Annotated in this window: 22 protein-coding genes; 19 read left to right on the forward strand and 3 right to left on the reverse strand. The window is 69.6% G+C overall.

The genetic code is table 11. The features are described 5' to 3' along the window. The first annotated feature begins 206 nt into the window (after positions 1–206). From VEB62_RS09795 to VEB62_RS09830, 8 genes are all read left to right on the forward strand, one after another. Positions 207–1,622 (forward strand): protein adenylyltransferase SelO, encoded by a 1,416-nt coding sequence (locus VEB62_RS09795; protein ID WP_324798689.1) that lies wholly within the window; start codon positions 207–209, stop codon positions 1,620–1,622. A 301-nt stretch (positions 1,623–1,923) separates the two neighbouring features. Beyond that, a complete protein-coding gene (locus VEB62_RS09800; RefSeq protein ID WP_324798692.1) occupies positions 1,924–2,346 on the forward strand; it encodes a DoxX family protein in 423 nt (140 codons plus the stop codon). Positions 2,347–2,458: 112 nt separating this feature from the next. Then, a complete protein-coding gene (locus VEB62_RS09805; protein WP_324798695.1) occupies positions 2,459–2,944 on the forward strand; it encodes a MerR family transcriptional regulator in 486 nt (161 codons plus the stop codon). 4 nt (positions 2,945–2,948) lie between these two features. Then, positions 2,949–4,733 carry an acyl-CoA dehydrogenase C-terminal domain-containing protein gene (locus VEB62_RS09810; protein WP_324798696.1) on the forward strand — a complete coding sequence of 595 codons (1,785 nt, stop codon included), beginning with the start codon at positions 2,949–2,951 and terminating at the stop codon, positions 4,731–4,733. Then, positions 4,734–5,081 (forward strand): hypothetical protein, encoded by a 348-nt coding sequence (locus tag VEB62_RS09815; RefSeq protein ID WP_324798698.1) that lies wholly within the window; start codon positions 4,734–4,736, stop codon positions 5,079–5,081. Further along, positions 5,081–6,244 carry an acyl-CoA dehydrogenase family protein gene (locus VEB62_RS09820; RefSeq protein WP_324798700.1) on the forward strand — a complete coding sequence of 388 codons (1,164 nt, stop codon included), beginning with the start codon at positions 5,081–5,083 and terminating at the stop codon, positions 6,242–6,244. The genes VEB62_RS09815 and VEB62_RS09820 overlap by 1 nt, the downstream gene beginning before the upstream one ends. 16 nt (positions 6,245–6,260) lie before the next feature. Further along, positions 6,261–6,980, forward strand: coding sequence for a 16S rRNA (uracil(1498)-N(3))-methyltransferase (locus tag VEB62_RS09825; protein ID WP_324798702.1), 720 nt, complete (start codon positions 6,261–6,263; stop codon positions 6,978–6,980). Between the two features lie 95 nt (positions 6,981–7,075). Next, the gene (locus VEB62_RS09830) at positions 7,076–8,437 is read left to right on the forward strand and encodes a glutamate--cysteine ligase (RefSeq protein WP_324798704.1); all 1,362 of its coding nucleotides are present in this window, start codon (positions 7,076–7,078) and stop codon (positions 8,435–8,437) included. Here the strand turns inward: VEB62_RS09830 and VEB62_RS09835 are convergent. Next, positions 8,431–8,841, reverse strand: a complete 411-nt coding sequence (locus VEB62_RS09835) for a nuclear transport factor 2 family protein (protein ID WP_324798706.1) — start codon at positions 8,839–8,841, stop codon at positions 8,431–8,433. The two genes, VEB62_RS09830 and VEB62_RS09835, sit on opposite strands and share 7 nt — an antisense overlap. Then, complete coding sequence (locus tag VEB62_RS09840) at positions 8,838–9,137, reverse strand: CC_3452 family protein (protein ID WP_324798709.1); 300 nt, start codon at positions 9,135–9,137, stop codon at positions 8,838–8,840. Before VEB62_RS09840 ends, VEB62_RS09835 begins: the two co-directional genes overlap by 4 nt. Positions 9,138–9,272: 135 nt before the next feature. Between VEB62_RS09840 and VEB62_RS09845 the strand changes: the two genes are divergently transcribed. From VEB62_RS09845 to VEB62_RS09875, 7 genes are all read left to right on the forward strand, one after another. After that, a complete protein-coding gene (locus tag VEB62_RS09845; protein WP_324798711.1) occupies positions 9,273–9,851 on the forward strand; it encodes a TetR/AcrR family transcriptional regulator in 579 nt (192 codons plus the stop codon). Between the two features lie 47 nt (positions 9,852–9,898). Next, on the forward strand, positions 9,899–10,273 hold the full coding sequence (locus VEB62_RS09850) for a VOC family protein (protein WP_324798713.1): 375 nt from the start codon (positions 9,899–9,901) through the stop codon (positions 10,271–10,273). After that, positions 10,270–11,022, forward strand: a complete 753-nt coding sequence (locus VEB62_RS09855; RefSeq protein ID WP_324798715.1) for a DUF72 domain-containing protein — start codon at positions 10,270–10,272, stop codon at positions 11,020–11,022. The genes VEB62_RS09850 and VEB62_RS09855 overlap by 4 nt, the downstream gene beginning before the upstream one ends. Further along, positions 11,019–11,390, forward strand: coding sequence for a GFA family protein (locus VEB62_RS09860; protein ID WP_324798718.1), 372 nt, complete (start codon positions 11,019–11,021; stop codon positions 11,388–11,390). The genes VEB62_RS09855 and VEB62_RS09860 overlap by 4 nt, the downstream gene beginning before the upstream one ends. Positions 11,391–11,454: 64 nt before the next feature. Further along, positions 11,455–12,525 carry an NAD(P)-dependent alcohol dehydrogenase gene (locus VEB62_RS09865; RefSeq protein ID WP_324798721.1) on the forward strand — a complete coding sequence of 357 codons (1,071 nt, stop codon included), beginning with the start codon at positions 11,455–11,457 and terminating at the stop codon, positions 12,523–12,525. A gap of 95 nt (positions 12,526–12,620) precedes the next feature. Next, positions 12,621–13,346 carry an acetoacetyl-CoA reductase gene (gene phbB / locus VEB62_RS09870; protein ID WP_324798723.1) on the forward strand — a complete coding sequence of 242 codons (726 nt, stop codon included), beginning with the start codon at positions 12,621–12,623 and terminating at the stop codon, positions 13,344–13,346. Positions 13,347–13,445: 99 nt separating this feature from the next. Beyond that, entirely contained in the window at positions 13,446–14,192 is a 747-nt protein-coding gene (locus tag VEB62_RS09875; RefSeq protein ID WP_324798726.1) for a DUF4908 domain-containing protein, read from the forward strand. Here VEB62_RS09875 and gloB read toward each other — a convergent pair whose 3' ends face one another. After that, the gene (gloB, locus tag VEB62_RS09880; RefSeq protein WP_324798730.1) at positions 14,193–14,921 is read right to left on the reverse strand and encodes a hydroxyacylglutathione hydrolase; all 729 of its coding nucleotides are present in this window, start codon (positions 14,919–14,921) and stop codon (positions 14,193–14,195) included. A 44-nt stretch (positions 14,922–14,965) separates the two neighbouring features. Between gloB and VEB62_RS09885 the strand changes: the two genes are divergently transcribed. Genes VEB62_RS09885 through VEB62_RS09900 form a run of 4 tightly spaced genes read left to right on the forward strand, consistent with a single transcriptional unit; the run spans position 14,966 to position 17,631 of the window. Further along, the gene (locus VEB62_RS09885) at positions 14,966–15,706 is read left to right on the forward strand and encodes a class I SAM-dependent methyltransferase (RefSeq protein ID WP_324798733.1); all 741 of its coding nucleotides are present in this window, start codon (positions 14,966–14,968) and stop codon (positions 15,704–15,706) included. 49 nt (positions 15,707–15,755) lie between these two features. Next, positions 15,756–16,259, forward strand: a complete 504-nt coding sequence (locus VEB62_RS09890) for a SixA phosphatase family protein (protein WP_324798736.1) — start codon at positions 15,756–15,758, stop codon at positions 16,257–16,259. Then, positions 16,256–16,603, forward strand: coding sequence for a DUF952 domain-containing protein (locus VEB62_RS09895; protein WP_324798738.1), 348 nt, complete (start codon positions 16,256–16,258; stop codon positions 16,601–16,603). The genes VEB62_RS09890 and VEB62_RS09895 overlap by 4 nt, the downstream gene beginning before the upstream one ends. Then, the gene (locus VEB62_RS09900; protein ID WP_324798740.1) at positions 16,594–17,631 is read left to right on the forward strand and encodes a quinone-dependent dihydroorotate dehydrogenase; all 1,038 of its coding nucleotides are present in this window, start codon (positions 16,594–16,596) and stop codon (positions 17,629–17,631) included. The genes VEB62_RS09895 and VEB62_RS09900 overlap by 10 nt, the downstream gene beginning before the upstream one ends. Positions 17,632–17,661 lie beyond the last annotated feature (30 nt).

Below are 17,661 nucleotides of genomic sequence, written 5' to 3' on the forward strand. Positions count from 1 at the left end.
AGGTCTGTCGTGGCGCCCGGTTATCGACGGGCGCCGGACCGGGTTCACGCCGCGGATACGGGCGCCGGCCTGGCCCTGCGGCGCCGCGAACGACGGACGGGCCTGATCTCTGCCGACACAATACGGCCCGGGCCGGGGGGTTCAACCCGTCACGCAAAGGAACCGCGGCGGTTGCCCTTCGGGGCGGCAGACCGCATCTGCCGTCCATGCCCGTGTCCCCCGCCTACCGCCCCGAGCCGCGCTTCTTCGATCTGGGAGAAGACTATGGCGACGCCGTGCAGGCGGCGGAGTTTCCGCAGACCGTGCTGCGCTTTCGCAACGACCGCGCGGCCGCGACGGTCGGGCTGGATAGGCTGACCGACGCCGAATGGATCGCCCATTTCGGCCGGTTCGAGCCCCTGCCGGGCCAGCCCGGGCCGCTGGCCATGGGATATCACGGGCACCAGTTCCGCAGCTACAACGCCGATCTCGGCGACGGGCGGGGCTTCCTCGCGGCCCAACTGAGAGCGACGGACCATCGTCTGCTCGACCTCGGCACCAAGGGCTCGGGCCAGACGCCATGGTCGCGGGGCGGCGACGGCCGGCTGACCCTGAAGGGCGGCGTACGCGAGGTGCTGGCGGCGGAGATGCTGGAGGCGCTCGGCACGCCCACCAGCCGCGCATTTTCGCTGATCGAGACCGGCGAGGAACTGCAGCGCGGCGACGAGCCGTCGCCGACCCGGTCCGCCGTGCTGGTCCGGCTGTCGCACAGCCACATCCGCTTCGGAACCTTCCAGCGCGCCGCCTACATCGGTCGCCCCGACATGATCGAAACCCTGGTCGAGCATGCCCGGTCGCTCTACCACCCCGCGGTCGCGGCCGGAGACACGCCCGGCTTCCTGCGCGCCGTGGTCGAGGCCTCGGCCCGGCTGACCGCCCGCTGGATCGCCGCGGGGTTCGTGCACGGGGTGCTCAACACCGACAATCTTAACGTCACCGGCGAGAGCTTCGACTACGGCCCGTGGCGCTTCCTGCCCTATTACGAGCCGGGCTTCACGGCGGCCTATTTCGATCAGTTCGGCCTCTATGCCTTCGCCCGCCAGCCGGAGGCCGTGTTCTGGGCCCTGACCCAGCTGGGCGGAGCGCTCAAACTGGTCGCCGACGCGGAGCCGCTGACCGACGCGCTGAACGGCTTCGGTCCGGCCTATATCCGTGAGCTGCGCGTCGCCTTCCTGGCCCGGCTCGGGGTCGCCAGCCTCGGCGAGGCGGCCGACCAGAGGCTGCTGGACACGACGCTGGCGATGCTGCGCGAGGGCGGGGAGGCGCTGCGCTGGGAGCCGCTGTTCTTCGACTGGTTCGGCGGCTTCGCCTCGTCGGCGCGGGCGTTGGCCGGTCCCCGGGGCAGGCAGTACCAGGGCGAGGCCTTCGACGCCTTCCGCTTCGCCCTGTTCGAGCACGAGCCGGACCGCCCCGAGCGACTGGAGCATCCGATGTTCGCCGCGCCCGAACCGGAAGAGATGCTGATCGACGAGGTCGAGGCGGTCTGGGCCGCCATTGATGCGGGCGACGACTGGACCCCGTTCGAGGCCAGGCTCGCCCGGCTGCGACAGGCCGGCGAGGCGTGGGGACTGCGCGACTGCTGACAGCAGGCTGGCAGCAGGGTGGCGCCAGGGATGCGGCACCGGCGCCGGCCGGTCCGTCTCCGCAAGGAAAGTCGCCGTGCCACCCCCGCCCTGCTCGCAATGCCCCGGTCTTAAGGCGCCCGAAACGGACGCCGCATTACAGGGATTTATAGATACGGCCACGCTTTGGCCGCGGGACTCACGCAGAAAGCGGTCACGGATGGTTACGGTCTCGATTCGCGCCCTTGCGGACAGCCTCGGTCGATCCGACATCGCCACTGTTGCCAATAGAACGAGCGTCCCTCCCCGGGCGTCACATAAAATGACTTCTCAGGTTCTCACCCCCGCCCGGTCGCGCCTCGCCGCGAGCTACCGCAATCTGACGCTCTGGACGCTGCAGGGCTGGCTGGCGATGTTCTTCATCGCCGCCGGCTACGCCAAGCTGACCGAGCCGATGGCCAATCTCGTCGATCTGATGCGCTGGCCGGCCCTGGTCGCGGAAAACATGGTGCGCGGTCTCGGCGTCGCCGAGATCGTCCTCGCCGTCCTGATCCTCGCCCCGCTGGTGTCGTGGAAGCACGGCCGTCCGCTGCTGGTCACCGCCGCCGCCGGCCTGCTGGCGCTGGAGACGATCATGCTGGCGCTGCACGCCGCCGGGCTCGAGGCCGGGCTGGCCGTGACCAACCTTGTGCTGATCGCCATGACGGCGCCGGTGCTGTGGTACCGGGCGCGCGAGGCGCGCTGATCCGACGGGACTGAAGGAAGGGCGGCCGCCGGAGCGATCCGGCGGCCGCCTGCAATTCCGGCGAAGAACTGAAGGCTTCCCTTTACGTGCACGTCAAGTTATGACGTGGGGCATGGCGACCGCCGACGATCATCGCACCTATTCGATCCGCCAGCTCTGCCGCGAGTTCGGGGCCACGGCGCGCGCCCTGCGCTTCTATGAGGACAAGGGCCTGCTGACCCCGGCCCGCAAGGGCCAGACCCGGGTCTATGACGCCCGCGACCGGGCCCGGCTGAAGCTGATCCTGCGCGGACGTCGCATCGGCTTCTCGCTGCAGGAGATCCAGGAGATGCTGGATCTCTACGACCACGACAATCACAACGCCCACCAGATGGCCGTCGCCCTGCGCCGCCACCGGGCCCAGATCGCCGCGCTGAAACAGCAGCGCGAGGACCTCGACGCCGCCATCGAGACGGCCGAGGAAGCCTGCGCCGTGATGGAGCGCAAGCTGGGCGAGCACCGGCCCGACCTGCTGCCCGGGGCCGAGGAATACGCCTCGCTGCTGCGCGAGCGCCTCAACCCGGACAATCACCACCAGCCCTTCAAAGCGAGAGCGTAACTCCATGGCCTACAAGGCGCCTGTCCGCGACCTGACGTTCATCCTGAACGAGGTGCTGGAGATCGACCGCTACTCCAACCAGCCCGGCTTCGCCGACGTGTCCTCGGACCTGGTCGGCCAGATCCTCGAGGAAGGCGCCAAGTTCGCCGAGGAGGTCATCGCCCCGCTGAACAAGGTGGGCGACCAGGAAGGGTGCAAGTTCGACAACGGCAAGGTCACCGGCCCGACCGGCTGGAAGGACGCCTATCAGCAGATGGTCGCCGCCGGCTGGCCCGGCCTGTCGTCCGATCCGGAATACGGCGGCCAGGGCATGCCCGCGATCGTCGGCATGGCCTTCGGCCAGATGACCGCCGCCGCCTCGGCCGCCTTCTCGATGTATCCCGGCCTGACCCACGGCTGCTACGAGGCGCTGCACGCCAACGGCAGCCCTGAGCAGAAGGCCACCTACCTGCCCAAGCTGGCCACGGGCGAGTGGGGCGGGACCATGAACCTGACCGAGCCGCAGTGCGGCACCGATCTGGGCATGATCCGCACCAAGGCGGTTCCGAACGGCGACGGCAGCTATTCGATCACCGGCCAGAAGATCTGGATCAGCTCGGGCGAGCACGACTTCACCGACAACATCATCCATCTGGTGCTGGCCCGCATCGAGGGCGCGCCGGCCGGGATCAAGGGCATCAGCCTGTTCGTGGTGCCGAAGTTCTTCGTCACCGACGACGGCGGCGTGGGCGAGCGCAACGCGGGCGCGGGCTGCGCCGGGCTCGAGCACAAGATGGGCATCCACGGCAACGCCACCTGCGTCATGGCCTATGACGGGGCGAAAGGCTGGCTGGTGGGCCAGGAGAACAAGGGCATGGCGGCGATGTTCGTCATGATGAACGAGGCCCGCCTCGGCACCGGCCTGCAGGGCCTGTCGATCGGCGCCGCCGCCTATCAGGCCGCCGCCGAGTTCGCGAAGGACCGGCTGCAGGGCCGCTCGCTCACCGGCCCGAAGAACCCGGACGGCCCGGCCGATCCGATCATCGTCCACCCCGACGTGCGCCGCATGCTGATGGAGGCCCGCGCCTTCGTCGAAGGCGGCCAGGCCTTCATCCTGTGGACCGCCCTGCAGGCCGACCTGCAGAAGTCGGACGACGAGGCGACGGCCACCCGGGCCCGCGACTACATGGGCCTGATCACCCCGGTGCTGAAGGCCTATCTGACCGACAAGGGCTTCCACGCCGCCAGCCTGTCGATGCAGGTGCATGGCGGCTCGGGCTACACCGAGCATTTCCCGGCCAGCCAGTATCTGCGCGATGCACGGATCACCATGATCTACGAGGGCGCCAACGGCATCCAGGCGCTGGATCTGGTCGGCCGCAAGCTGCCGGCCAACGGCGGCCGGGCCATCATGACCTGGTTCGCCGAGATCGACGCCTTCACGGCCGAGCATGGCCACGAGGGTCCGATCAAGCCGTTCATCGACGGCCTGACCGACGCCAAGAAGAAGCTGCAGGAGGCCACGATGTGGCTGATGCAGAACGGCATGGCCAATCCGGACAACGCCGGGGCGGCGAGCACCGACTATCTGAACATCTTCGGCCTGACCGCGCTGGCCTACGTCTGGTCGCAGATGGCCATCGCGGCGCAAAAGCAGATCGACGCCGGCTCGACCGACCCGTTCTACGCCAACAAGCTGATGACCGGCCGGTATTTCGTCGAGCGCATTCTGCCCGACGCGGGAGCGCACCTGGTCAAGCTGAAGACAGGCGCCGAGGTGCTGATGGCCCTGCCGGCGGAGGCGTTCTAGGTGAACAGGATTGAGTACTGGACCAGACTTGCCGGTATCTCCTTTCTTGTTCCGCTCGCCTTTCTGGACGGCGTGGGAGCGCCAGTCGCGCTCGGCGTCGTAGTCCTGGTGGGCCTGCTCAACTACTATCGCGCCAGAGCGACCGGACGCCCACAGCTGGGCTGGGCGGCGACCATCGCGTTCGCCTCCGTCGCGCTGGTTCTGAAGGCGGCCATTCACTTCGCGCCTCTTTCTGACCCGATCGCTGATCTCGTCGGCTTTTCCTGCGTCGCCCTGTTTGGCGCCTGGCTAATCCCGACTCTGATCATCGGAGGGCTCCTCTCCAAAGATCGCTACGAAGTCACATGATGAACGTCCTCAACGTCGCCGAACCCGAGTTCATGCAGGACGAGGAGATCACCCTCTTCGCGGACAGCGTCGGCAAGTGGATCGACGAGCACGCCTCGCCCGAGGCGGTGCAGTCGTGGATCGCCAACTCGTCAGTGCCGCGCGAACTGTGGACCCAGTCCGGAGAGGCGGGGCTGCTGGGGCTGTCGATGCCCGAGGCGGACGGCGGCATGGGCGGGGACTACCGGCACGAGGTGGTGCTGATGCGCCAGCTGGGCTGGAAGGGGGCGGACCATTTCGGCATCTCGCTGCACAACGCGATCGTCATGCCCTACATCTGGCACTACGGCACCGAGGAGCAGAAGGCGCGCTGGCTGCCGCGGCTCCAGTCCGGCGAACTGGTCGGGGCGATCGCCATGACCGAGCCGGGCGCCGGCTCCGACCTGCAAGGGGTCAAGACCACCGCCATCAAACAGGGCAACCAGTATGTTCTGAATGGTTCGAAGACGTTCATCACCAACGGCCAGCTGGCCAATTTCGTCATCGTGGTGGCCAAGACCGACCCGTCGGAGGGGGCGAAGGGCACCAGCCTGATCGTCGTCGAGACGGACGGCGCCGAGGGCTTCGAGCGCGGCCGCAACCTGCACAAGATCGGCATGGAGGGGAACGACACCTCCGAGCTGTTCTTCAACGAGGTGAAGGTCCCCGGGGAGAACATCATCGGCGGCGGCGAGGGTCAGGGCTTCATCCAGCTGATGCAGCAGCTGCCGCAGGAACGGCTCAACATCGCCATCCAGGGGGTGGCCGCGGCCGAGCGCGGGCTGCGGGAGACGCTGGCCTACGTCAAGGAGCGCAAGGCCTTCGGCAAGCGGGTCATCGACTTCCAGAACACCCAGTTCAAGCTGGCCGAGGTGAAGACCAAGCTGACGGTGGCGAAGGTGTTCGTCGACCACTGCCTGGGCCTGCACCTGCAGGGCAAGCTCGACGCCGCCACCGCCTCGATGGCCAAATACTGGGTCACCGACATCCAGGGCGAGGTCATCGACGAGATGCTGCAGCTGCACGGCGGCTACGGCTATATGAACGAGTACCCGATCGCCCAGCTGTACAAGGACGCCCGGGTGCAGCGCATCTACGGCGGGACCAACGAGATCATGAAGCTCTTGATCGCGCGGACGCTGTGACCCCACAGAGGCGATCATGATCCGCCTCCACGTCCCGCAGTCCCTCGCCTCCGGCGCCGCCGTCCTGCCGACGCTCGACCAGTCGCGCTATCTGACCCAGGTCATGCGGCTGAAGATCGGGGAGGGGCTGCTGGTGTTCAACGGCGTCGACGGCGAGTGGCGCTGCGTCATCACCGAGGTGCTCAAGAAGGGCGTCGTGCTGCGAGCCGACGAACAGGTGCGACCGCAGTCCACCGGCCCCGACGTGGAGTTGCTGGTCAGCGTGGTGAAAAAGAGCGCGCTGGAGTTCGCGGTCGAGAAGGCGGTCGAACTGGGCGTGCGGCGCATCCGGCTGGTCGTCACCCACCGGACCCAGACCCAGCATGTGCGGATGGACCGGCTGGACGCCATCGCCATCGAGGCGGCCGAACAGACCGGGCGGGTGGATGTGCCGCTGGTCGACGCGCCGGCGAAGCTGGCGGACCTGCTGGACGGCTGGGAGGCCGGGCGACGGCTGATGTTCTGCGACGAGACCGGCGGCGCGCCGGCGGGTCCCGCGCTGCAGGCCGCGGGCGAAGACCCGTGGGCGGTTCTGATCGGCCCCGAGGGCGGGTTTTCGCCCGAGGAGCGCGAGCGGCTGCGGGCCCTGCCCTTCACCACCGCCGTGTCGCTGGGGCCGCGCGTGCTGCGCGCCGACACCGCCGCCATCGCCGCCCTGACGCTGTGGCAGGCGGCGGTGGGCGACTGGGAGCGGTAGCCCAAGGCGGCCTTATCGGCGCCGGAGCAGAATGGCCCTTGAGCCCGCCGCTCCGCCCGCCCATCTAGCGGCGACACGAGGGGCTGGAACACCGCATGGCCGACGCCGAACCGCTTACCCGCGAAGACCTGATCGGCGCCATGTCGAAGGGGTCCAAGCCCAAGGACCAGTGGCGCATCGGCGCCGAGCACGAGAAGTTCGGCTTCGATCGGTCGACCCTGAGGCGGCCGGACTACGACGGGCCGAACGGCATCAAGGCTATGCTGGAAGGTCTGACCCGATTCGGCTGGACCCAGGTCTACGAGGGCGGCCACGTGATCGCCCTCGAGCGGCCGAACAGCGAGGGCTACACCGCCTCGATCAGCCTCGAACCCGGTGGCCAGTTCGAGCTCTCGGGCGCGCCGCTGAGGGACGTGCACGACATCTGCAATGAGACCGGCCAGCACCTGATGGAGGTCAAGCAGGTCGCCGACCAGCTCAACCTCGGCTTCCTCGGCGCCGGTTTCGACCCGCTGTGGCGGCGCGAGGACGTGCCCGTGATGCCCAAGGGCCGCTACGATATCATGCGGGCCTATATGCCGAAGCGGGGCGGTCTGGGCCTCGACATGATGCTGCGCACCTGCACCATCCAGGCCAACCTCGACTTCGACGGCGAGGCCGACATGGTGGCCAAGTTCCGCACCTCGCTGGCGCTGCAGCCGATCGCCACGGCCCTGTTCGCCTGTAGTCCGTTCACGGAAGGCAAGCCGAACGGCTTCCTGAGCGCCCGCGCCAACGTCTGGACCGACACCGATCCGGACCGGACCGGCATGCTCGATTTCGTGTTCCGCGACGGGTTCGGATTCGAGGCCTATGCCGACTACGCGCTGGACGTGCCGATGTATTTCGCCAAGCGCGAGGGCCGCTACGTCGACCTGTCGGGCCAGTCGTTCCGGGCCTTCATGGACGGCAGGCTGGACGCCCTGCCGGGCGACCGGGCCAACGCCAAGGACTGGGCCGACCACCTGACCACCCTGTTCCCCGAGGTGCGGCTGAAGTCGTATCTGGAGATGCGCGGCGCCGACGGCGGACCGTGGAGCCGCATCTGCGGCCTGCCGGCGCTGTGGGCGGGCATCCTGTATGACGCGCCGTCGCTGGCGGCGGCCTGGGACCTGGTCAAGGACTGGGACATCGCCGACCACGAGCGCCTGCGCCGCGACGTCACCCGGCTGGGCCTCAAGGCCGAGGTGGCCGGGCGGTCGGTGCGAGACGTGGCCGTCGACCTGGTCGACATCGCCAAGCACGGGCTGAAGAACCGCGCCCGCTTCTCGGGCGGCATGGTCGACGAGCGCGGCTATCTGTCGGAGCTGGAGGACATCGCCGACAGCGGGATCACGCCGGCGGACCGGCTGCTGGAACTGTACCGCGGCGACTGGCAGGGCGACATCAGCCGCATCTACCGGGATTTCGCTTACTGACCGTCCGCCGGCCCATCCGCGCCCAGCACGCGTTCAGCCAGCGCAGTGTCCATGTATTCGTTGATCTCGACGATCCGGTCACCGGCGAAGCGGAACATGAAGACGTAGCGGTTATCGTACCGCTGGCCCCCGACCGTCTGGTTGTCGCCGTGGAACTCGACCGCCGCGTGATCGCCATCGACCACGATGCGGTCCGCGATGCTGCGGATGGTCCCGAGGCGGGCGCGCAGCGGGACCAGCAGCCGTTCGCGGATGTCCGCCACGCCCCGGTACTCGCCCGACCAGCCGCTCGAACCCGGCACGCGCCAGACGATGTCCTCGGACAGCGCGGCCTGGAAGGCGCGACCGTCGCCCGCCGCCAGGCCGTTGAAGATCGTCGTCAGCAGGGCTCGACGGTCGCTCATCGCGCCGCCGCCGTATTGCACTGGGCCAGCTCGGCTTCGGTCAGGGCGATTCCGCCGCGCTCGTAGCGGGTCACCGCGCCGAAGCGGGCGACGAAACGGCGGCATTCGCGCAGCGCGGGCTGGGACGCGCCGGAGCCGCGGGCGACGCAGGCGCCCTCGGGGCCGCAGGACCACGAATGGCCGTCCAGCACGAGGCGGCGCGCCTCGCCGGGCGCGGCGAGGGTGGCGGCCGCGTCGAGGACGGGGGCGGGCTGGGCGACGGCGAGGGTCGCCGAGATCAGGGTCATGAGAAGCATTGGAGCCTCCTGGGGCTGTTCATTGCGGCCGGTTCGTGTAAAAGTGACCGACCGTGCACATATGAGTGACCGCTCGGTCACTTCGAGTCAACAAGAAAGTGGCCGTTCGGACACTTTTGTTATGGAGACCTCCGCATGCCGCCCAAAGGCGCCGCCACCCACGCCCGGCTGATCGACGAGGCGATGACCCAGGTCACCGTGCGCGGTCTGGCCGCCGTCAGCCTGCAGGACGTCGCGAGCGCGGCGGGCGTGTCCAAGAGCGCGGTGCTGAAGCATTTCCAGTCCAAGGAGGCGCTGCAGGCCGAGGTGGTCGACACCATGATCGAGCGCTTCACCGAGGCCGTGTGGCGTCCGGCCGAGCCGCTGCCGGCGGGCCGCGAACGGCTCGACCGCATCTTCCAGGGCGAGCTGGACTGGATCGACGGCGAGGATCGCCCGGGCGGCTGCCCGTTGAAGGCGGCGGCCATGGAGCTGGACGACCAGCCGGGGCCGCTGCGCGACACGCTGAAGGCCAGCCAGGTGCGCTGGGCCAAGGTGCTGAAGCGCGAGTTCCGGACGCTGAATCCGAACGCGGACGACGCCACGCTCGAGGTGCTGGTGTTCCAGCTCAAGGGCATCGTGCTGGCCTACGGGCATTCGCGCCGTTTGCTCGACGACGACACGGCCCGGGCGCAGGCCACGGCGGCCTACCGGATGCTGGTCGGGGCGGCTTGATCGACGGGCGCGACGGGACGAAGGTCGCCGCCGAAGGGAGCCCGGACATGCCGACCACCGTCACGCCGATGATCCATGTGCCCGACGTGGACGCCGCCGCCGCGTGGTATGCGCGGCTGGGTTTCACCGTCGAGGAGACCGCCTCGGACGGCCTGGAGACGACCTGGGCGAAGCTGACGCTGGGCGAGAACGCCGTGATGCTGAACTGCGGCGGTCGGCCCGCCGAGCATGACCGCCGGGACGTGGATCTCTATGTCGGCGTGGACGACGTCCGGGCATGGCGCGACCGCTTGCCGGACGGGACAGAGATCATCAAGGACCTTTACGACGCCTACCACGGCATGCGCGAGTTCATCGTGCGCGACCTGAACGGCTTCTGGGTCACCTTCGGGCAATGGATTGGCGTGGAGCAGACAGCATGACCGGAACCATCAGAGTCGGCATCGGCGGCTGGACCTATGAGCCGTGGCGGGGCGTCTTCTATCCGGACAAGCTGAGCCAGAAGAAGGAGCTGGAGTACGCCTCCGGCAAGCTGACCTCGATCGAGATCAACGGCACCTACTATTCCGGCTTCAAGCCCGAGACGTGGATGAAGTGGCGCGACGAGACGCCGGACGGCTTCGTCTTCGCGGTCAAGGCCAGCCGGTTTTGCACCAACCGCAAGGTGCTGTCCGAGGGCAAGGAGAGCCTCGAGCGGTTCCTCGATCAGGGGCTGACGGCGCTGGGCGACAAGCTGGGGCCGATCAACTGGCAGTTCATGGCCACCAAGAAGTTCGACCCCGTCGACTTCGAGGGTTTCCTGAAGCTGTTGCCGAAGGAAAAGGACGGGGTGCGGCTGCGCCACGCGCTGGAGGTCCGCAGCGGCACGTTTGACAACGAACAGTTCCATGACCTCGCCCGCAAATACGGGGCGGCGATCGTCTATGGCCATGATGACGAGGCGCCGGAGTGGCCGCGCATCGATCAGGACACGGCGGACTTCAAATACGCCCGGCTGATGTCGAGCCGCGAGGACGAGCCGACGGGCATGTCCGCGGCCGAACTGGACGGCATCGTCAAACAGACCCGCGAATGGGCGAAGACGGGCGACGTGTTCGCCTACTTTATCGCCGGAGCCAAGGTGCGCAATCCGGCGGCGGCGCAGGCGCTGATCGCCAAGCTGGGCGCATGACCACGCTGGTGCGGGGAAGCTGCCATTGCGGAGCGCAACGGTTCACCGCCCCGGCGCCCGACAGCGTCACGCAGTGCACCTGCTCGACCTGCACCAAGCGCGGAACCGTCGCCGCCTACTATGCGCCCGGCGAGGTCGGGTTCAGCCTGACGCCTGACCGGCTGACCGCCTACCAGTGGGGGGACCGGATGATGACCTTCCACCATTGCGACGTCTGCGGCTGCGCCGTGTTCGCCGAGTCGGACGCCTGGACCACGGGGGAGGGCGAGGCGCGGCCGGCGCACATCACCCTGAACGCCCGGCTGTTCGACGACTTCGATCTGGACGCGGTCCCGGTCCGCCACGTCGACGGCCGCAACGACTGGTGACCTTGCGGGTTCGATCCACCGTGAACACCTGCCCCTGAACGCTCCGCTCCGCCGAGGACCCTCGATGCCCATCGCCACCCGCGCCTTCGCCGCCACCGCCGCCGACGCCCCGCTGTCGCCGTACAGCTTCGACCGGCGCGACCCGGGCCCGGACGACGTGGCCATCGAGATCAAATTCTGCGGCGTCTGCCACTCGGACCTGCACGTGGCGAAGAACGACCTCGGCAACACCCGCTATCCGGTCGTCCCGGGGCACGAGATGGCCGGGGTCGTCACCGCCGTCGGGGCCAATGTGACGAAGTTCAGGGCGGGCGACCGGGTCGGCGTCGGCTGCATGGTCGACAGCTGCCGCACCTGTTCCGCCTGCCGCGAAGGCGAGGAGCAATACTGCGTGCCCGGCTTCACCCAGACCTATGGCTGGCCCGATCCCAAGGGCGCCGAGGTCGGACAGGCGATCACCCAGGGCGGCTATTCCAACCGGATCACCGTCGACCAGAACTATGTGCTGCGCATCCCCGACAGCCTGCCGCTGGACGCCGCCGCGCCCCTGTTGTGCGCCGGCATCACCACCTACAGCCCGCTGAAGCACTGGAAGATCGGGCCCGGGTCGAAGGTGGCGGTGATCGGCCTCGGCGGCCTCGGCCATATGGCAGTCAAGCTGGCGGCGGCCATGGGGGCCGAGGTGACGGTCCTGTCCACCTCCGACCGCAAGAAGGCGGACGCCGAGCGGATGGGCGCGAAGCATTTCCTCATCAACTCCGACAAGACGGCGATGCAGGCGGCGGCGGAGAAGTTCGACCTGATCATCAACACGGTGTCGGCCACCCACGAGATCGCCAGCCACGTTCAGCTGCTGGCGCGCGACGGCACCATGGTGATGCTGGGCCTGACCACCGAGGGCCTGCCGGTCTACGCCCTGGGCCTGCTGTGGCGCCGGCGCGCCGTGGCCGGCTCGCTGATCGGCGGCATCCGCGAGACCCAGGAGATGCTCGATTTCTGCGCGGAGCACGGCATCGCCAGCGACATCGAGGTCATCGCACCGGACCAGATCAACGAGGCCTACGCCCGGATGGAGCGGTCTGACGTCCGCTACCGCTTCGTCATCGACATGAGCCGGTTCGACAAGACGGCTTGACCACACGCTTCCCGCGCAACGGCTCGCGGGTTAAAGCGTATCCATATGCAGGCGGCCCGGGTGAGAGGCCGCCGCTCGCAGGACAGGAAACGGACATGGCACGAGTGGCTCTGGTCACGGGCGGCACCCGCGGCATCGGCAAGGCGATCGCCCAGCGTCTGAAGGAGGACGGGATGCTGGTCGCCGCCGGCTACTCCGGCAATGTCGAGGCGGCCGAGGCCACCGCGCGCGAACTGGGCGTCATGGTGGTCAAGGGCAACGTCGGTTCGTTCGAGGACTGTCAGCGGGCCGTGGCCGAGATCGAGGCCGAGCTCGGCCCCATCGACACCCTGATCAACAACGCCGGCATCACCCGCGACGGCTTCTTCCACAAGATGACCAGCGACCAGTGGTCCGACGTCATCCGGGTCAATATGGACAGCGTGTTCAATATGACGCGCCAGGTCATCAACGGCATGCGCGACCGCGGCTTCGGCCGCATCGTCAATATCAGCTCGATCAACGGCCAGAAGGGCCAGATCGGCCAGACCAACTATTCCGCCGCCAAGGCCGGCATGATCGGCTTCACCAAGGCGCTGGCGCTGGAGAACGCCCGCAAGGGAGTGACGGTGAACTGCATCGCGCCGGGCTATATCGACACCGAGATGGTCGGGGCCATGGACGAGAAGGTGCTGGCCGGGATCGTCGCCCAGATCCCCGTCGGAAGACTCGGAAAAGGCGAGGAAATCGCCGACATGGTGTCCTGGCTCGCGGGCGAACGTGCCGGATATGTCACAGGCTGCACCCTGTCGCTGAACGGCGGTCAGTATCTCGTCGGCTAGGCTCCCTCCGCCCAAAATCCGCCGCGCGGCGATTCCACGAAAGTCGCCATGGAGTTGACGGCGAGGGTCAGAACGGCGCGAGGGCCGCTTCCGGCCGCGATGGCGATCGCCCTCGCGGCTGCGGCGCTGTCGCTGACGTCCATCGTCGCCGAAGCGGCGGCCCAGAACCGCGGCAACGCCCAGGCCGAGCAAAGCCGGGCCCTGCGCGACCGCGGCCCGTCCTCGGTCGCCCTGCCGCCCGTGGGCCGCTATGTGGCCGAGTCCGGCGAGGGCTTCATCCTCGACCGGTCCGGACGCCATCCGCTGCTCCGTTTCGACCGCCGCGACGAGACCTGGGTGCTGAGGCCCAGCGCCGCCCCTCGCGGCGACGTCATCTACCGCAACGACGCGGGCGAGCAGGTGCTGAGGGTCACGCCCAGCGGCGGCATGACCATCTACACGCCGCGCGCCCCCGGCGGCTCGCCGGCCTCCTTCACCGGCTCCGGCCCGAGCCTGACGCCGCCGACCCTCGGACCGGTCCTGCTGTTCCGCCTCATGGCCCAGCGCAGCCACATGGTCAGCCAGGCCGTCGGCCGGCTGGTCGAGGTCAATCTGGGCGGCGAACAGTCCGAGGCTCTGTGCGTCGAGGCGCTGATCGTCACCACCGAGGCGGTCATCCGCATCGCCCGCTCGCCGACCGCCCGGCAGTACATCGACGATCTGCGCAGCATCACCATCGTCGAAGGCTCCCGCGCGGGAGTGACCTATGCCCGCGGCCGGCTGACCGTCACCGTCGATCCGGGCGAGGGCATGGCGGGGCGGCCGTCGTCGGCCCGGGTGATCCGGGCCATCCTGCCCCGGGACTAGCTAGCCCGCGAAACGGTCCTTGGCCGCCCTGCGCGCGGCGAAGTCAGCGGCATCGGCGGCGCGCAGAAAGGGGTTGAACGCCTTCTCCGCCCCGATCGTGGTCGGGATCGTCGGCTGCCCCCGCTCCCGCGCCGCGACGATCGCCGCCGCGCGCGCCGCCATCTGCGGCCGGTCGTCGAGGCTGAGTGCGAACCGCGCGTTGGCCGCGGTGTATTCGTGGGCGCACCAGACGGTGGTCTCGTCCGGCCAGGCGGCGAGCCTTTGCAGACTGTCCCACATCTGCCCCGGCGTGCCCTCGAACAGCCGGCCGCAGCCGAGCGCGAACAGGGTGTCGCCGACGAAGGCGTGGCCGCCCGGGGCGTCGCGGTAGACGATATGGCCCAGCGTATGGCCGGGGGTGTCGGTCACCTCCAGCGCCGTCTCGCCCAGCATCACGACATCGCCGCCGCGGACGACCCGGTCCAGCGGCGCGGCCTTGCGCACCTCCTCGGGCCCGATGATTTCGCAGCCGGTCGCCGCCTTGAGGGCCGCGTTGCCCTGGGTGTGGTCCGGGTGCCAGTGGGTGTTGAGGATCAGGTCCAGCCGCCCCCAGCCCGATTGCTCCAGCGCGGCCAGGATGGCGTCGGCGTCCGGCGTGTCGATCGTGGCCACCGCGCCCGTGGCCGTGTCCCGCGCCAGGAAACCATAATTGTCGGAAAGGCAGGGAAACAGGCGAACGTCCAGGGGCATGCCGCATTCTAGCAGCGGGCCCTCCCGCGGCCTATGGTGATCGCATGCGACGCAGCATCGAGGACCTTCGGATTTTCTACGGCGAACCGGCCGGCGCGCTGGTCCGCCGGCTGCTGGCCCGCCGGCTGGACGACGCCTGGGGCGAGGCCGCCGCGTGCGACGTGCTGGGCATCGGCTATGCGACGCCATGGCTCGACGCCTTCGTCGGAGCCCGCCGGGTGGTCGCCGCCATGCCGGGAGGACAGGGGGTGGAGCTGTGGCCCTCCGTCGGCCGCAACCGCACCGTCCTGGTCGACGATCGCCGCCTGCCGTTCGCGGCGGGCAGCTTCGACCGCATCCTGCTGGTCCACGCGCTGGAAGAGGCGGAAGACGCGCCCGGCCTGCTGCTGGAGGCCGTGCGGGCGCTGTCGCCCGCCGGGCGCATCATCCTGATCGCCGCCGCGCGGGGCGGGCTGTGGTCCCGGGTCGAGGCGACCCCGTTCGGCCACGGCCGGCCGTTCACCCGGCGCCAGCTGGAGCGTCTGGTCCGCGACGCGGGGCTCGAGCCCACCGCCTGGTCGCAGACCCTGTATGTGCCGCCCTGGGGGCCGCTGCTGCCGTTCGGCGACGGCTTCGAACAGATCGGACGACGGGTCATGCCGGGGGCCGCCGGAGTGATCCTGCTGGAAGCGACGCGTCAGGCCTATGCGCGGGTGCATCCGGGCAGCGCGACGGCCCCGGTCACGGTCCTGACGCCGGCCCTGCACCCCCAGCCCGCGTCGCGGAGCCGCCGGGTTCGCCACTGACCGGTCTCCCCCGCTTTGCAGGCGGGGCGGCAGGCCCTAAAGGGCGGACATGCAGAGACTGATCCTGATGCGACACGCCGAGGCCGAACGGGCCGCGGGTTCGGGGCGCGACCGCGACCGGGCCCTGTCGGCCCGCGGCCGGGTCGACGCCGCCGCCATGGGACGCGGCCTGGCGGCGCGCGACCTGCGGCCGGACCTCGCGCTGGTGTCCCCGGCGGCGCGCACCCGCCAGACCTGGGATCTGCTCCACGACGCCTTCGGCGACGTCCAGGTCCGCGACGACGAGGCGCTGTACAACGGCGGCGCCGACACGCTCCGGCGGCTGGTCGAGGCCGTCGAGGATGACGCCGGCTGCCTGATGGTCGTGGCCCACAATCCCGGCGTCCATCTGCTGGCCGTGGAATATCTGGTCGAGAGCGCCGCCTCCCCCGCGATCCTCGACCGCATGAGCGGCGGCTTCCCGCCGGGGGCCGCGGCCGTTTTCGGCGTCGACCCCGCGGGCCGCCGTACGCTGGAAGGCTATCTGCAGCCGCGCGACCTCGCCGCCGGATGACCGACCTCGCCTACAAGCTGGTGGACCGGGCCGAGTATGAGGCGGCGGACGGGTTCTATTCCGGTTCGGCGGTGGATCGGGCGGACGGCTACATCCACATGTCCACGGCCGGGCAATTGGCCGAAACCGCGGCCCGACACTTCCGCGGGCGCGACGATCTCCTGCTGGTCGCGGTCCATCTGCCGGACCTGGAAGACCTGCGCTGGGAGCCCTCGAGAGGCGGAGCCCTGTTCCCCCATCTGTTCGGCCCCCTGCCCAAGGCTGCCGCCCTTTGGGAACGGAGCCTGTCGGTCGACGCGGACGGGATCATGCGATTTGACGACGGAGCGACCGGATGGCCCTGACCGACCTCGGCGCCGCCGCCCTGCGCCTCCTCGACCCGGAAACCGCACACCGGCTGGCCGTCCAGGCGCTCAGGCTCGCCCCCCTGCCCGCGCCGCCCGCCGACGATCCGGTGCTGGCGACCGTCGTCGCCGGCCTGCCCCTGTCCAATCCGGTGGGGCTGGCCGCCGGTCTGGACAAGAACGGCGAGGCGCTGCGGGGCCTGTCGCGGCTGGGCTTCGGCTTTGTCGAGTGCGGCTCGGTCACCCCCCGGGCCCAGCCGGGCAATGCGCGGCCGCGCCTGTTCCGCCTGTCGGAAGACCGGGCGATCATCAATCGCATGGGCTTCAACAACCAGGGGCTGGAGGCCTTCGCCGCCCGGCTGGCCCGCCGTCCCGCCGGGGCCGTGATCGGCGCCAATCTCGGGGCCAACAAGGACACGGACGACAAGGCCGCGGACTACGTCGCGGGCCTGACGCGGTTGAAGGGGCTGGCGGACTACGTCGCCGTCAACGTCTCCTCGCCCAATACGCCCGGTCTGCGCGACCTGCAGGGGCGGGCCGCCCTGGACGACCTGCTCGGGCGGCTGGCCGAGGCCCGCGGGGGCGATCCCACGCCGGTCTTCCTCAAGATCGCGCCCGACCTGACGGCCGGGGAGATCGGCCTGATCGTCGAGGCCGCTCTCGACCACGGCATCGACGCGCTGATCGTGTCGAACACGACGCTGGATCGCCCGGATTCCTTGCGGTCCCCGGATCGCGGCGAGGCCGGCGGCCTGTCGGGGGCGCCCCTGAAGGCGCGGGCGTCGGCGGCCCTGCGAGCGGCGGCCGAGGTCTCGGCCGGACGCCTGCCGCTGATCGCCGTCGGCGGGGTGGATTCCGGCGCCGAAGCCTATGCCCGCCTGCGCGCCGGGGCATCGGCCGTGCAGGTCTACAGCGCCCTCGTCTACGAGGGTCCCGGCCTCGTCGGGCGGATCAAGCGGGACCTCGCCGCCCGCCTGCGCGCCGACGGCTTTTCCACAGCCGGCGAGGCCGTGGGGGCCGGGCGTTGACGGAGCGTTAGGGCCCATGGGCCATGATGC

It is taken from the genome of Brevundimonas sp. (assembly GCF_035626975.1).
Classification (GTDB): Bacteria; Pseudomonadota; Alphaproteobacteria; order Caulobacterales; family Caulobacteraceae; genus Brevundimonas.